Annotated in this window: 13 protein-coding genes; all 13 read left to right on the top strand. The window is 69.4% G+C overall.

The genetic code is table 11. From position 1 onward, the window contains the following. The first annotated feature begins 8 nt into the window (after positions 1–8). The 13 genes from HW274_RS03275 to HW274_RS03215 all read left to right on the top strand — a co-directional run bounded on the left by HW274_RS03275 (position 9) and on the right by HW274_RS03215 (position 14,805). Positions 9–1,664 carry an MFS transporter gene (locus HW274_RS03275; RefSeq protein ID WP_075404601.1) on the top strand — a complete coding sequence of 552 codons (1,656 nt, stop codon included), beginning with the start codon at positions 9–11 and terminating at the stop codon, positions 1,662–1,664. Positions 1,665–1,906: 242 nt separating this feature from the next. Next, positions 1,907–2,833 carry a myo-inosose-2 dehydratase gene (gene iolE / locus HW274_RS03270; protein ID WP_185989164.1) on the top strand — a complete coding sequence of 309 codons (927 nt, stop codon included), beginning with the start codon at positions 1,907–1,909 and terminating at the stop codon, positions 2,831–2,833. Positions 2,834–3,077: 244 nt separating this feature from the next. Then, positions 3,078–3,551, top strand: a complete 474-nt coding sequence (locus HW274_RS03265; RefSeq protein WP_185989163.1) for a pre-mRNA-splicing factor — start codon at positions 3,078–3,080, stop codon at positions 3,549–3,551. Between the two features lie 133 nt (positions 3,552–3,684). Next, complete coding sequence (locus HW274_RS03260) at positions 3,685–4,458, top strand: sulfite exporter TauE/SafE family protein (RefSeq protein WP_185989162.1); 774 nt, start codon at positions 3,685–3,687, stop codon at positions 4,456–4,458. Positions 4,459–4,636: 178 nt separating this feature from the next. Beyond that, the gene (locus HW274_RS03255; protein WP_185989161.1) at positions 4,637–5,038 is read left to right on the top strand and encodes a hypothetical protein; all 402 of its coding nucleotides are present in this window, start codon (positions 4,637–4,639) and stop codon (positions 5,036–5,038) included. A 21-nt stretch (positions 5,039–5,059) separates the two neighbouring features. Continuing rightward, a complete protein-coding gene (locus HW274_RS03250; RefSeq protein WP_185989160.1) occupies positions 5,060–6,106 on the top strand; it encodes a PepSY domain-containing protein in 1,047 nt (348 codons plus the stop codon). A gap of 173 nt (positions 6,107–6,279) precedes the next feature. Next, entirely contained in the window at positions 6,280–8,334 is a 2,055-nt protein-coding gene (gene pta / locus HW274_RS03245; protein WP_003789431.1) for a phosphate acetyltransferase, read from the top strand. Positions 8,335–8,451: 117 nt separating this feature from the next. Beyond that, complete coding sequence (locus HW274_RS03240; RefSeq protein WP_141407332.1) at positions 8,452–9,636, top strand: acetate/propionate family kinase; 1,185 nt, start codon at positions 8,452–8,454, stop codon at positions 9,634–9,636. Positions 9,637–9,886: 250 nt separating this feature from the next. Beyond that, entirely contained in the window at positions 9,887–10,963 is a 1,077-nt protein-coding gene (locus HW274_RS03235; protein WP_260679167.1) for an ABC transporter ATP-binding protein, read from the top strand. Further along, entirely contained in the window at positions 10,960–11,871 is a 912-nt protein-coding gene (locus HW274_RS03230) for an ABC transporter permease (protein WP_185989159.1), read from the top strand. Before HW274_RS03235 ends, HW274_RS03230 begins: the two co-directional genes overlap by 4 nt. Continuing rightward, positions 11,868–12,761, top strand: a complete 894-nt coding sequence (locus tag HW274_RS03225) for an ABC transporter permease (RefSeq protein WP_060956627.1) — start codon at positions 11,868–11,870, stop codon at positions 12,759–12,761. The genes HW274_RS03230 and HW274_RS03225 overlap by 4 nt, the downstream gene beginning before the upstream one ends. Beyond that, positions 12,758–14,083, top strand: a complete 1,326-nt coding sequence (locus HW274_RS03220; RefSeq protein ID WP_060956628.1) for a sensor histidine kinase — start codon at positions 12,758–12,760, stop codon at positions 14,081–14,083. Before HW274_RS03225 ends, HW274_RS03220 begins: the two co-directional genes overlap by 4 nt. Next, positions 14,080–14,805 (top strand): response regulator transcription factor, encoded by a 726-nt coding sequence (locus HW274_RS03215; RefSeq protein WP_185989158.1) that lies wholly within the window; start codon positions 14,080–14,082, stop codon positions 14,803–14,805. The genes HW274_RS03220 and HW274_RS03215 overlap by 4 nt, the downstream gene beginning before the upstream one ends. Positions 14,806–14,816 lie beyond the last annotated feature (11 nt).

The following is a 14,816-nucleotide window of genomic DNA, read 5'->3' as shown; positions in this document are numbered from 1 at the left end:
GACCCCCTATGTCTCAGGGAGTCACGACGTCCCTGCGTGGACTCACCAGGGAAGAGCTCAACAAGGCGGTGGCCGAGACGCCGCCTTCGGGCAAGCACCGCGGCGTCATCGCCATCGCCGCCGTGGCCACGCTCGGCTCACTGCTCTTCGGCTACGACACCGGCGTCATCTCCGGCGCCCTGCCGTACATGTACATGCCCTTCGACGCCAAGGGCCTCCAGCTGACCTCCTTCGAGGAGGGCGCCATCGGCGGTACCCTGCTGGTCGGCGCAGCGCTGGGCGCACTGCTGGGCGGCCTCATGTCGGACCGATGGGGCCGGCGCCACAACATCACCTTCCTGGCCTTCCTGTTCTTCATCGGCGCGATCGGCACCACCATCGCCCCCAACGTCTGGGTCATGTACCCCTTCCGCGTCGTCCTGGGCTTCGCCGTCGGCGCCGCCTCCGCGACGGTCCCCGTCTACCTGGCGGAGACGGCACCCAAACGCATCCGCGGCTCCATCGTGGCCATCGACCAGCTCATGATCGTCACCGGCCAGCTGCTCGCCTTCTCGATGAACGCCATCATCAACTCCCTCCAGGGCGGCCCGAGGATCACCATCGCCGAGGACCCCAGCGGGCACTTCGCCCCGGGCCAGTACGTCTTCGACGAGATCGCCAAGCTCCAGTCCTCCAAGGGCGGCCCGATGAACGCCGAGCAGTACCACGCCTTCCTCGACCAGCTCAGCATCAGCGCCGGTAACGGCGAGGCCTGGCGCTACATGCTGGTCCTGTGCTCCATCCCGGCCGTGGCCCTGTGGATCGGCATCCGCCTCATGCCCGAGTCCTCGCGCTGGTACCTGGCCAAGGAGCGCCTCTACGACGCCATCGGCGCCCTCAAGCGCGTGCGCGTCCCGGAGAAGGACGGCTCCATCGAGGACGAGATCATGGAGATGGTCGAGGCCCGCCAGCACGAGAAGGACGAGGAGACCCAGCGCAAGGGCTTCAGCCACGTCATGGCCACGCCCTGGCTGCGCAAGCTGCTGCTGGTCGGCATCTTCCTGGCCGTGGTCAACCAGACCACCGGCGTCAACACCGTCATGTACTACGCCCCCAAGGTGCTGGAGTACGCCGGCATGTCCACCTCGGCCTCCATCACCGCGCAGGTGGCCAACGGCGTCATGTCGGTCATCGGCTCCGCCATCGGCATCTGGCTCATCCTGAAGTTCCGGCGCCGCCAGGTCCTCATCGGCGACGTCATCGGCGTGGGCATCACCCTGCTGGGCATCGCGGCGACCTTCCAGTTCTTCATCGCCCCGCACATGGCCAACCACACCACTCCGCCCACCTGGGCCGCCTACCTCATCCTGGGGCTCATGTCCGTCTTCATGCTCATCGTGCAGTCCTCCAACGGCACGATCGTGTGGACGATGATGGGTGAGATCTTCCCGGCCAATGTCCGCGGCATCATGAACGGCACGGCGATCTTCTGCATGTGGACCGCCAACGCCATCATCACCTGGACCTTCCCGCCCATGATGGAGACCCTGGGCGGCGGCATCACCTACACCATCTACGGCGTGCTCAACCTGGTCGTCGCCGTCGTCCTGTTCAAGATCATGCCGGAGACCAAGGACAAGTCCCTGGAGGAGATCGAGGTCGAGATGGAGAAGCTCTACTCCTGACCCACCCCCAGCACACGCGCTCCCGGGAGGACCCGAAAAGGGCTTGTCAGGACAAAGTCCTGTTGCTAGGTTCGAGGCACGGGCCCACCGCCCGGCACCGACGCCGGCACCCTCCTCCCGGGAGCGCACCGCTGGCGGCCCCGAGCCGACGGCGCAGCAGCCGCCCGCACCTCACCGCCACCTCACCGCACGCACCCACTGACCACCCCCCATCACCACCCGAGCGAGAACACGGAGCAACGATGTCCTTCACCCTCGACCCTGCAACCGCTATCTCCGACCCCCACGGCATCTCCTGGGGCATGCACCCGATCACCTGGCGCAATGACGACATCCCCGAGGTCGGCGCCTTCAACACCCTGGAGGACATGCTCCTGGACCTGGCCGACACCGGCTACGCGGGCACTGAGTGCGCCGGCTTCTTCCCGCCCAAGGAGGAGGTCAAGGTCGCCGCTGAGGCCCGCGGCATCAAGATCGTCGCCCAGTGGTTCTCCTCCTTCATCCTGCGCGACGGCGTCGAGGCCGTCATCCCCGACTTCGAGGCCACCTGCGCCTACCTGGAGTACCTGGGCGCCACCCGCGTCGTCGTCTCCGAGCAGACCGGCTCGGTCCAGGGCATCCGCGACGTCTGCATCTTCACCAACAAGCCGGTGCTCACCGAGGAGCAGTGGCCGGTGCTGGCCGAGGGCCTGAACCGCCTGGGCGACGTCGCCCACGCCCACGGCCTGGAGCTCGTCTACCACCACCACCTGGGCACGGTCATCCAGACCAAGGAGGAGACCATCCGCCTCATGGAGCTGACCGACCCGGCCAAGGTCTCTCTCCTGTTCGACACCGGCCACGCCTACGTGGGTGACGGAGACGTCATGGGCCTGCTGGAGGCCACCATCGACCGCGTCAAGCACGTCCACTTCAAGGACGTGCGTCCCGAGAAGATGGAGGAGTCCAAGGCCGCCGAGCGCTCCTTCCTCGACTCCTTCCTGGCCGGCATGTTCACCGTCCCCGGCGACGGCACGATCGACTTCACCGTCCCCTACAAGTTCCTCGTGGACCACGGCTACTCCGAGTGGATTCTGGTGGAGGCCGAGCAGGACCCAGCCATCGCCAACCCCCTGGAGTACGCCCGCAAGGCACGCGCCTACCTTGAGGGAACCCTCTTCAAGGCCTGAGACGTCACGGGGCTGGCGCGGACTCCCCCCTCCGAGCGGATCCCACCGGCTGACACCTCACCTCGACGCTCCCGACCAGTGATGGTTGGGAGCGTCGTCGTTCCCGGGGCACCACAGGCAACCGCCCGGTGCGAGCTGCCCGCCCCGCTGGGGCCCGACGACCGTCACCCTTCGCTCCGGCGCACCGGCGGGTTTATTCTGGAAAGGGCACTCTTGACCGCGAAGACGCACCGGAGGAAGGGTCATGTCCTCGACACAGGTTCCAGGCACAGTGAGTGGGTTCTTCTCCGATGTCCGCCGCTGGGAGCGCACGGACCACCGCCTCACCTGGGGCGACGGCCTGCTGGTCGCCTACTGCGTCCTCTTCTGGGTCGTCGCGGGCCAGGGGATGACTGAACACCTCCTCCATGACGACTCGCCCGCCTCGAGCGCACTTGTCTGCGGCATCACCGGGATCACGGCCTGGGCGGCCTTGCCCCTGCTGCAGCTCATCACCCCTTGGCCGGCTGCCAGACGAGCGCTGCGATCCACGGTCTCGATCCTCTCGATCGGTGCAGGAGCAGCCTCTCTCGGCCTGCTTCACGGAATCGGACTGACAACCCAGCACACTGCTCTTTGGGACCACCTGCTCAGCGCAACCCTGCCCGCAACGGCACTCATCTTCCTGGGTGTCTCCGGAATCGTCACGCTGCTGCGCACCGCCGCGGCGCCCCGTTGACGCAGCCCCAACAGCACTCACGCAGACCACTGTCGACGGCGAGGTCCCTATCGGTCCTCGCCGTCGACGGCCATGCATTAGTCTGGACAAAGTTCAGACCAGACTCCGACTCTTCTCACCGCTGAGAGGTCCCGTGCTCCCCACCTTGACCACCACCGCCTGGATCCTGCTCGTGGTCGTGGCGGCCCTTTGCGGTATCGCCAAGACCGCCCTGCCCGGGACGGCGACCATCGCCGTGGCCCTGTGCACCGCGGCCCTGCCCGCCAAGGAGTCCACCGGTGCCATCCTGCTCATGCTCATGACCGGCGACCTGCTGGCCGTGTGGAGCTATCGCGGCGACGCGGACTTCCGCATGCTGCGCAGGCTCGTCCCGGCGGTCCTGGCCGGCGTCGCTGCCGGCGCCCTGTTCCTGCACCTGGCCTCCAACGACTCCACCCGCCGCCTCATCGGCGCCATCCTGCTGATCCTGGTCGCCGTCACGCTGTACCAGCGCCGCTCGGCCACCAGGAATAGGTCCGACGACGTGCCCGAGGCCACCCTCCCGGCCCCGGCCGGCAGCCGCCTGTCCCGACTTGTCTACGGCAGCCTGGCCGGCTTCACCACGATGGTCGCCAACGCCGGCGGACCGGTGACCTCCATGTACTTCCTGGCCTGCCGCTATCCGGTCAAGGCCTTCCTGGGGACGACGGCCTGGTTCTTCTTCCTGGTCAACCTGGTCAAGCTGCCCTTCTCCGTCTCGGCCGGCCTGGTCAATCCCACGACCCTGTCGCTGGCGGCGGTCGCCGCTCCGGTCGTCATCGCCTCGGCCCTGGCCGGTCGACGCCTCGCCGAGCACATGGATCAGCGGGTCTTCGAGCCGATTATCGTCGTCCTGACCGTCGTCTCCGCACTGCCCCTGCTGCGCTAGCGCGGTCCGACTGCCGGGCCGCGTCCGGCACGCAGCTGCGCAGCCCCTATTTCTCCGGCCGACAAAACAGGCCCCTACCAGCGGTTATTTCCCTCAAACACGCCTGTCTGACATCACATCGCCAGCTCATGGCGGAGCGTTGACGCGATTTATCCTGACCGTTACCGTATTCATCAGTATGAAGAGTTCGGCCAGTATTGATTATCTTGACGTTTCGCCCGGCGAGGTGGCCGGCGACGACGTCGACGCTGTCGCATCCCCGATCACCTCCCCCGTCACGCAGGACGAGGCGGCAGCCCCCTTCCTGGTCAGCGCCGATATCCATGCCGTCATGCTGGGACTGTGGGCCTCGGGCCTGAGGTGCGTCATCGTCTACGCCCTGGCTCCCGTCATCGGCGCCGCGGGCCCCCTGGCCATCGGCGCCGCCCTGGTCATCCAGGTCGCCGGCACCGCGATCAGCGTCAGTGGCGCCTTCTCCCTGTGGCGGCGGCGCGAGCGCGGCTACTGCGTCTACGCCCTCATTGCGGCCCTGACCTGTCTGTGTGCCGTGGCCGCTCTGCTGACCCCCGCCGGGTCCTAACCCGCGCCGATAAGCACTGCCATGGATCCCACGGTCGCCCCCCTCCCCTCCCCGCCCTCCCGCACCCGCCGGGCGATGGCCTTCGTGCGCCGCTGGCTGTCGGCGGCGGCCGGCCTCGGGATGCTCATCATCACTGTCAGCGGCATGCTCCTGCCCCACCAGGGGGAGATCCTGCACGTATTGAACCCGACCGTCTCCACCCGCGACGCCGGCTCCGGCCAGGACTCCTTGCCTCAGGCGGTCGAGACGATCAAGAACGCCCATCCCGACGAGCCCGTCTTGTCGGCGAGGTGGGACACCGACGTCGTCGAGGTGCGGACCGAGCAGGCCACCTACACGGTCAACCCCGCCACCGGGAACGAGACCAGTAGGGCCTCGGCAACCCCGGTCTGGATCTCAGTCCTGGACAACCTGCACCGGTGTCTGCTGTCCTGCCGGGGGCCCGGCCACGTGAGCTGGATGTCCCAGGAGATCCCCCACACCGGTTGGCGTGACGGTCACCGGGGACTGACCGTCGGGGGGCTGGTCGTGGCCACCCTGGGACTGGTCCTCGCGGTCCTGACCGTCAGTGGGCTGCGCACGTGGTGGCCGCTGCAGCGCCATCGACGCACTGCCCTGTCCGCCCGCCGGCGCACGCAGCGCCTCTCCCGGGACACCGACCTGCTCAAGGCAGCCGGACTGGTTCTCCTCCCCCTGCTGTTCCTGTGGGGCTACTACGCCAGCGCGTTCAGCATCCGCCCCACCCAACCGGCCGCACCGGTCTCCATGACCGCTCGCCAGTCCCCGACAGGATCAACCAGCACGGGCCCGGCCCAGGACATCGGGCCTCATCGCGCCGTCGCCGCCGCTCAGGAGGCCGGCGGCGGACAGGCGGTCGCCCTGTTCCTGCCTCAGCCGAGCGACCCGTCGTCGACGTACACGGTCTGGGTCGCTCACGGAGAACGGCTCACCCCGGGGCAGTCCCCCGACGACGTCGCGGTGAGCATCGCAGTGAATGTCGACCCCGGAACCGGGCGGACCACGCTCCCCTCCACGCCCGGCCACCGGCCGACCACGCGGGCGGACTAGCGCCTATGACACCTGTGCCGGCCCCCGAGTATGTGCCCGTTCCCACATCACAAGACAGGCGGAGATCGGGCCTTTGGTCGCAGACGACCCTCGGGTGGGGGCACAATCGGACCCGTACGGCACCGGAATGAGCCGGCGCCCCTGACTCCAAGACAACGCGAGAAGGACCTAACGTGGCGCGCAGTATCTACATCGCCTCACCCAACGCCGGAACCGGGAAGTCAACGGTGGCCCTCGGGCTGGTCTCCTGTCTGACCAAGGTGGTCGCCAAGGTCGGCGTCTTCCGCCCCTTCGTGGAGAGCCGTGAGGGCGATGCCTTCCTCAGCCTCCTGCTGAACCGTGCCGGCTCCACCACACCCCCCGAGCAGTGCGTCGGCGCGACCTGGGACGAGTTCCACGCCGACCCCGAGGAGGCCCTGGCACGCATCGTCGACGCCTACCGGGCCATGGCGCGCGAGCACGATGTCGTCATCATCGACGGCTCGGACTTCACCGACGTCGCCGGCAACCCAGAGCTGGCCCTCAACGCCCGGGTGGCCGCCAACATCGGCGTCCCGGTGCTGCTGGTGGTCTCCGGACAGAATGACGTGGAGGACGTCGTCGCCTCCGTGGAGGTCTCCATGGCCGAGATCGCCGACAACCACGCCCGTACCGTCGCAGTCGTGGCCAACAAGTGCCTGCCCGAGACCCGCCAGGCCGTCGGCGAGGCACTGACCGCCATCGAGGGCATCACCTCCACCACGCTGCCCGAGGTGCCGCTGCTGGCGGCCCCGGTGGTGCGCGAGGTGCTCGACGCCGTCGAGGGCACCCTCATCGCCGGTGACGAGACGCTGCTCGACCGCGAGGCCGAGTCCGTCCTCGTGTGCGCCATGGACGTCTCCCACGTCCTGGAGCGCCTGACGGCGGGACAGCTCGCCATCGTCCCGGCCGACCGCTCCGCCATGCTCATCTCCCTCATGGCGGCCCAGGCCTCCTCGAGCTTCCCGATCCTGTCGGGTCTCGTCCTCAACGGCGGCTTCGAGGTGGCGCCCCACGCGCTGCGCCTCCTGGAGGGGCTGGACGTCAACATCCCGGTCATCACCTCCCCGCTGGACACCTTCGCCGCCGCCTCCGCGGCCGGCTCCCTGCAGGGTCTGCTCGCCCACGGCTCCGAGCGCAAGATCGACGTCGCCGTGACCACCTTCGAGCAGGAGGCCGACGTCGAGGCCCTCCTGTCGGCCCTGGAGGTCGAGCCGTCCGAGGTCGTCACCCCCATCATGTTCCAGGCCGAGCTGGTGGAGCGCTCGCGCACCAACCGCAAGACGATCGTCCTGCCCGAGCCCGACGACGACCGGGTCCTGCGCGCCGCCGACGCCATCCTGCGCCGCGGCATCGCCGACCTGGTGCTGCTGGGTGACGAGACCACGGTGCGGGCCCGCGCCACCGAGCTGGGCCTGGACATCGCCGCTGCCCGAGTCGTCGCCACGGACGACCCCGAGCTCCTGGAGAAGTACGCCGAGGAGTTCGCCCGCCTGCGCGCCAAGAAGGGCGTCACCCTCGAGCAGGCCCGCGAGAAGGTCCAGGACGTGTCCTACTTCGGCACGATGATGGTCCACATGGGAGACGCTGACGGCATGGTCTCGGGCGCCGCCCACACCACCGCCCACACGATCGTCCCCTCCTTCCAGATCATCAAGACCAAGCCGGGGACCTCCATCGTCTCCTCGGTCTTCCTCATGCTCCTGCAGGACCGGGTGCTCGTCTACGGCGACTGCGCCGTCAACCCCGAGCCCAACGCCGCCGAGCTGGCCGACATCGCCATCTCCTCGGCCGCCACCGCCCGCCAGTTCGGCGTCGAGCCGCGCGTGGCGATGCTGTCCTTCTCCACCGGGACCTCCGGCAAGGGCGCGGACGTGGACAAGGTTCGTGAGGCCACCGAGCTGGTGCGGGCCAAGGAGCCCGACCTCGCCGTCGAGGGCCCCATCCAGTACGACGCCGCCATCGACCCGACCGTGGCCGCCAAGAAGGCCCCGGACTCGCTCGTGGCCGGGCGGGCCAACGTCTTCATCTTCCCGGACCTGTCCAGCGGCAACATCGGCTACAAGGCGGTCCAGCGCTCCTCGGGCGCCATCGCCATCGGCCCAGTCCTACAGGGCCTCAACAAGCCGGTCAACGACCTCTCGCGCGGCGCCCTGGTGGAGGACATCATCAACACCGTCGCCATCACCGCCGTCCAGGCCCAGGGCTGAGCCCTTCAGCGGCGTGGGGCCGGGTCCCGGCCCCACGCCGCTGAGGCCCACCCGGGACCCGCATCAGTCATCCAGTCATCCCCGCGTTCATCCCCGACCGTTCTTGAAAGGCACCCCGTGACTCAGCGCACCGTCCTCGTTATCAACTCCGGCTCCTCCTCCATCAAGTACCAGCTGGTCGACCCCGACTCGGGCGCCTCGCTCGCCTCGGGCCTGGTGGAGCGCATCGGTGAGGAGACCGGCGCCATCACCCACAAGCACGGCGAGGAGCGCACCGAGATCACCGAGCCGGTCCCCGACCACGGCTTCGGCCTGTCCGAGGTGCTGCGCCTGTTCGAGGAGCAGGGCCCCTCACTGGCCGACGCCCACATCGTGGCCGTGGGCCACCGGGTCGTCCAGGGCGGGCGCTACTTCTCCGGCCCGGCTCTCATCGACGACGACGTCGTGGCCCGGATCGAGCAGCTCGTGCCGCTGGGCCCGCTGCACAACCCCGCCCACCTCAAGGGCATCGAGGTGGGGCGCCGCCTCCTGTCCGACGTGCCGCACGTGGCCGTCTTCGACACCGCCTTCTTCCAGGACCTGCCCGAGGAGGCCGCCCGCTACGCCCTGGACCGCGAGGTCGCCGACACCTACTCCATCCGCCGCTACGGGGCTCACGGCACCAGCCACCAGTTCGTCTCCGGGGCGGTCTCCGAGTTCCTGGGGCGCGACGACCTCAAGCAGGTCGTCCTGCACCTGGGCAACGGGGCCTCGGCCTCGGCGGTCGTGGCCGGGCACGCCGTGGACACCTCCATGGGTCTGACCCCGCTGGAGGGCCTGGTCATGGGCGGGCGCACCGGCGACATCGACCCGGCCGCCGTCTTCCACCTGGCACGCGTGGCCGGCATGTCCATCGACGAGATCGACCACCTGTTCAACCGCGGCTCGGGCATGAAGGGCCTGGCCGGGGACAACGACATGCGCGAGGTGTGGAAGCGCATCGGCGCCGGTGAGCAGGAGGCCCGCGAGGCCATGGACATCTACCTGCACCGGCTCGTGAAGTACGTGGGCGCCTACACCGCCGTCATGGGCGGCCTGGACGCCCTGACCTTCACCGCCGGTATCGGCGAGAACGACGCGAACCTGCGCCGTGAGCTCGGCGAGCGCCTGGGCTTCATGGGTGTCAAGATCGACCAGGGGGTCAACGAGACCCGCTCCGACGAGCCGCGCGTCATCTCCACCCCGGACTCGAAGGTCACCGTGCTCGTGGTGCCCACCAACGAGGAGCTCGCCATCGCACGCCAGGCGCTCACCCTCATCTGAGCCGCTCCCGGAAGTGCGCACAGGAATCTGACGCCCAGCACTGCCGGGCCCGGACAATCACGCGGTGCCGCAGCCGCCCCACCAGGGGAGGCTGCGGCACCGTCGTCGTCCCCCAGGGGGGACAAACCGGCCGACGGCGGTGCGCGCGCGAGGCCCTGAGGGCTTCCATGGAGTCATGAGCAACGCACCTGTCACCAGCACACCAAGACCCCCCGCCCCTCCAACAACGCCCCTGCACCAGACCGCAGCCATGAACGGGGGCACACCTGTCCCTGCACCGGCTCCGCAACCGGCCGCGCCCTTCGTTCCAGCCCCGACCGCCCCCGGCGCCGTGCCCGTCCCAGCAGCACCCGGCGCCGTGCCCGCCCCGGCCGTCCCCTCTCCCTCCGAGGGACTCGTCGTGGTCACTGAGGGACTGACCCGCACCTATAACGGTGTCAACGCCGTCGACGGCTTGAACCTGTCCGTGCCCGCCGGCGGCATCTACGGCTTCCTGGGCCCCAACGGCGCCGGCAAGTCCACCACGATGAAGCTCCTGCTAGGACTGACCCGCCCGACGTCGGGCAGCATGAGTGTCCTGGGACGCCCGGTCAGCCAGCGCCACCCCCTGCCGCCGGGAACCATCGGCTCCCTCATCGAGGGCCCCTCCTACTACCCGAGCCTGACCGGCAAGGAGAACCTGGCCATGGTGGCCTCCTACCTGGGGCTGGCCTCCAACCGAGTCCAGCACGCCCTGGCCACCGTCAACCTCGTCGGGCAGGAGAACAAGCAGGTCAAGCACTACTCCATGGGCATGAAGCAGCGCCTGGGACTGGCCATGGCGCTGCTGTCGAACCCGGCCCTCATGCTCCTGGACGAGCCGACCAACGGGCTCGACCCCGCCGGGGTGGCCGAGATCCGCCAGCTCATCGTCACCCTGGCCCGCCAGGAGGGCGTGACGATCATCGTCTCCTCCCACATCCTGTCGGAGATCGAGCAGATGGCCGACACCGTCGGCATCATCTGCGCCGGACGGCTGCGCTATCAGGGCACCCTGGCCGGGCTGCGCGACGAGGGGGTCATCGAGCTGCTCGTCTCCTCGCCCACGGCCGTCGCCGCGCTCCTGACCTCCCTCGGGGTGACCCACGAGGTGCGGGACGGCGCCGTGCGCACCCCCATGATGCCCGACGACGTCGTCGGCGAGCTCATCACCCGCATCGTCTCCTCCGGGACGACCGTCTACCGGGTCCAGACCGTGCGCAAGACCCTCGAGCAGGCCTTCCTGGAGCTGACCGAGCCGGTCCTGGCCGCCCAGCCTCCCCTCGCCTCTCAGGAGATGAATCGATGAGCACCCCAGTGAGTACAGCGGGCCCGGCAGCCACCATGGCCGCGCAGCCAACACCACCGACACAGCACCTGACACAGCCCCCGACGCGACCGGCGGCGCCGCGCGCACTCCCCCTCTCCCCGCTGAGCCGGGCGTGGACCACCCTGGCCCTCGAGCTGGGCAAGCTGCGCCGCAAGCGCTACTGGCTCATTGCCGCCAGCGCCGACGCCGTGTGCCTGGTATGGAGCGGCATGCTCATCACCCATCGGGCGAGCGGCCCGGTTGGCGCACGCCACGCCACGCTTGCCCTGGACGAGTTCATCCAGATCATCGCCTTCCTCATGCCCCTCATCACCGCGATCCTGGCCTCGCGCATCGTCACCGTGGACACCGAGGAGCGCATGGGCCAGCTGATGACGGCGCTGGGGCAGAGCCCCCTGACCCGCTACCGAGGCAAGCTGGTCATCGTGATCCTCACGGTCCTGTGCATAGAGATGACCCTCTTCACACTTGTCACCGTGCTGGCCGGCCCGATCGGACTGACCGTCACCGGCTCCTACTGGAGCACACTGCCTCCCGCCCTCGCGGTGGCGGCGTGCTCAACGCTGGCCATCTCCGCGGTCCAGCTGACGCTGTCCACCTGCTTCGACAAGCAGGGCGTCAGCCTGGGTGCGGCGGCCATCGGCGGTCTCATCGCCGAGAGCCTGCCCTACGCCTACCTCGGGAAGTTCTCATGGCTGCTGCCCTGGGGCATCGTTCCCGCAGCCACCCCCATTGACACGGTCGCCTCCCGCACGTCCATGCGGGAAAGCGGCGACATGACGCTCGTGTCCCACCCGTGGACCCTGGCGGCCCTCGCCGCACTGGTCGCGGTCGGGTGGACCGTCGCCGCCCACCTCGTTATCGTCCACCAGGAGAATCACCGATGAGCACCACCGCACCAGTCACACGTTACACGGCAGGCCGGCCCCTCCGACCTGCTCAGCACCCGTCAGCGCTCCCCGGTCCCTCCGGCCCGTCCACGACGCCGCAGCCGACCGGTCTGGGCCGGACTGCCCCGCCCTCTCCCCAGTCCCGCCCGTCAGTACGAGCCGCCTGGTACTGGGAGAACCGCAAGTCCCCCAACCGGTGGTACTGGGTCGCCGTCACCGCCCTGTGCTCCCTGGGCTCCCTGTCCGGCTACATTCAGTACCGCACCTACCGGAGCGAGTTCGAGGCCCAGGGCGTCACCTGGGAGATCACGTGGTCCCAGTCCACGCTCCTGCTCTCAATGGTGTTCCTGCCGCTCGCGCTGGGTGCCTTCGCCGCGCAGATCGCCAGCAGTGAGCACCAGGGAAGGAACTGGCAGCGGATGAGCGCCACCGGCCTGGAGACCACCATGGTCGCGGGCAAGCTGCTGCACGGGCTCCAGGTCGCGGTCCTCACCACCGCGGTCCTGGTCCTGACCACCGCGGTGACGGGACTCGCCTCGGGCTTCAGCCTGGTGGGCCTGGTCGCCTTCCTGCCGCGCTTCGCCGTCGTCGCGTTGGGAATGTGGGTCATCCTCACCTTCGTCACCTGGCTGGGCGCAGTCATGACGTCCTTCGCCACCACGATGTCCACGGTCCTGCTGAGCATCATTGCGGGGCTGGCGATGCTTCTCGTGGCTCGACCGCTGAGCGTCCTCAACCCCGCAGCCTCACTGACCCGAACCACCTCGGCCATGAGCCCGGGCTACGTGACCTCACTGGGCGCCGCGGCATTCGAAGGAGTCATCTGCCTGGTGTGGGTGGTCCTGCTGACCCTGGCTCTGCGCCGAGCAGTCAGGCGCCAGTCATGAGCCACGTTCCCACAGTGCCCGAGGCGGCACACGTCTCACGGGTCCCGCGGACCCTCCTGGACCGGGTGGCTCAGTGGTGGCGCACCAGCACCCTGACCCTGTGGGCGGTGGCCGGAGCCGCGTGCCTCTTCCAGCTGATGGTGCTGAACGTGGCCTCGTACACCTACCCGCACCTGCCCATGCGGGGCTGGGTCATCGTCTCCCTGCTGCTCGCCGGATCGCTGCTGGCCCGACGCTGCTGGCCCCTCGCCGTCGTCACCGCCACGAGCCTGGCCTCGGCCGCCGCCGACCTGTGGGGGCCGCGCGGTGGACTCAACCTGCTGTCCATGCTGGCTCTCTACGCCCTGCTCGTGGCCGCCCCCACCCGTGACCGACTCATCGGCTTCGGCATCTGCGCGCCGTGCACCCTCGTCCCCACGGCTCTGGCCAAGTGGCCGCAGGTGAGCGCGTTGAGCCCTGACTTCATCGCCCTGGTGCTCGTGCTCGCGGTGGCCTCGATCTCCCGCTCCCGCCGGGAGGCCCTGGAGCACGGGGACGCCCAGTTGGCGGCGCAGTCCGCCGAGCAGCGGCTGGTCGCCCAGCGCGACGCCGCCCGCCACCAGGCCCGGGTGGCGGCCGAGCTCCACGACTCCGTGGGCCACGCCCTGACCGCGATCATCGCCCTGTCCGAGGGGATGCAGGGGGCCGGCGGCAGCCCACAGACAGACGAGGCCATTGACATGATGAACGCCCTGGCCCGCGAGGGTCTGGCGGACACCCGGCGCGCCGTCGCCTCGCTCCAGGCAGCACCAGGCCCCTCCCCCGACGACGCCGCTGAGACCACCGATCCCCTCACCGGCCGGGTCTTGGAGGGCCCGCAGTCCCCCTCGGGCGCAGCCGGCTGGGACCGGCTCAACGACCTGCTGACCACAGTGAGGGCCACCGGTATCAGTGCGGCTCTCACCGAGACCGGCAGGCGCCCTCTCGACGCATCTTGCAGTCAGGCCCTCGGGGAGGTCGTCTATGTCGTCATCCGGGAGGCCCTGACCAATGTCATGCGCCACGCAGAGGGCGCCACGCGCGTCGTTGTCTCCCTGGACCATGACCAGGCCTCCACGCGGATCACCGTGTCCGACGACGGTCGCGCCGCGCAGCCAGGCCACGCAGACGGCTTCCCGGGCTCGTCTCAGGCACCGGCAGCGGCCGGCCACGGGCTGGCGAACCTGGCCGCCGCGGTCGGTGAGCACGGCGGCACGCTGTCGGCCGGCCCCACAGCCGATGAGGGCGCATCCGGCTGGGTGCTGCGCGCCCTCGTCCCCTTCCCGGAAGGTGCATCACGGTGAGTCCATCCGCCCCCTCCGGGTCAGGCACCGAGAGCTCGTCGAGCGACCTCAGGCCGATCACGGTGATGATCGTCGATGACCAGCGAGCCACCCGCATGGGCCTGTCCCTCATCATCAACCGGGCCGACGACCTGCAGGTCACGGCCGAGGCCGTCCACGGCCAGGACGCCCTCGACCAGCTCGCCGCCCTGCTTGAGGAGCGCCGGCCGCTTCCCGACGTCGTCCTCATGGACGTGCGCATGCCGGTACTCAACGGGATCGATGCCACGGCCCGCATCTCCCAGCTCTACCCCTCAATCCGGGTCCTGGTGCTGACCACCTACGACCAGGACGAGTTCGCCTTCGGGGCGCTGTCGGCCGGCGCCTCAGGGTTCCTGCTCAAAGACACCCGCACAGCCGACCTCCACCAGGCGCTGCGGGCGGTCAGCTCCGGGGACGCGATCCTCACTCCGCGCATCACCCGCGAGCTGCTCAACCGGCACATGCTCAGCCCCGTGGCCTCACCCCGTCAGCGCGCGGCACGCCAGCGCCTCGACAATCTCAGCCCCCGCGAGCGCGAGGTGGCCGACCTGGTAGCCCAGGGGCTGACGAACGCGGAGATCGCTCAGCGCCTCGTCCTGGCCCCGGACTCGGTCAAGAAGAACGTCACCCGGATCCTGACCAAGCTGGACCTGCGCGACCGGGTCCAGCTCGTCATCCTCATGCGCGACGCCCAGTCCTGAGCCTCCGCCCC

It is taken from the genome of Actinomyces sp. oral taxon 169 (assembly GCF_013394715.1).
In the GTDB taxonomy this organism is placed as follows: Bacteria; Actinomycetota; Actinomycetes; order Actinomycetales; family Actinomycetaceae; genus Actinomyces.
This window is presented reverse-complemented; position numbering and strand designations above follow the sequence as displayed.

Bases quoted from the DNA above. Each gene is read 5' to 3' on its own strand.
- HW274_RS03275 (WP_075404601.1), top strand. From the start codon at position 9: ATGTCTCAGGGAGTCACGACGTCCCTGCGTGGACTCACCAGGGAAGAG.
- iolE (WP_185989164.1), top strand. From the start codon at position 1,907: ATGTCCTTCACCCTCGACCCTGCAACCGCTATCTCCGACCCCCACGGC.
- HW274_RS03265 (WP_185989163.1), top strand. From the start codon at position 3,078: ATGTCCTCGACACAGGTTCCAGGCACAGTGAGTGGGTTCTTCTCCGAT.
- HW274_RS03255 (WP_185989161.1), top strand. From the start codon at position 4,637: ATGAAGAGTTCGGCCAGTATTGATTATCTTGACGTTTCGCCCGGCGAG.
- HW274_RS03250 (WP_185989160.1), top strand. From the start codon at position 5,060: ATGGATCCCACGGTCGCCCCCCTCCCCTCCCCGCCCTCCCGCACCCGC.
- HW274_RS03235 (WP_260679167.1), top strand. From the start codon at position 9,887: ATGAACGGGGGCACACCTGTCCCTGCACCGGCTCCGCAACCGGCCGCG.
- HW274_RS03230 (WP_185989159.1), top strand. From the start codon at position 10,960: ATGAGCACCCCAGTGAGTACAGCGGGCCCGGCAGCCACCATGGCCGCG.
- HW274_RS03225 (WP_060956627.1), top strand. From the start codon at position 11,868: ATGAGCACCACCGCACCAGTCACACGTTACACGGCAGGCCGGCCCCTC.
- HW274_RS03220 (WP_060956628.1), top strand. From the start codon at position 12,758: ATGAGCCACGTTCCCACAGTGCCCGAGGCGGCACACGTCTCACGGGTC.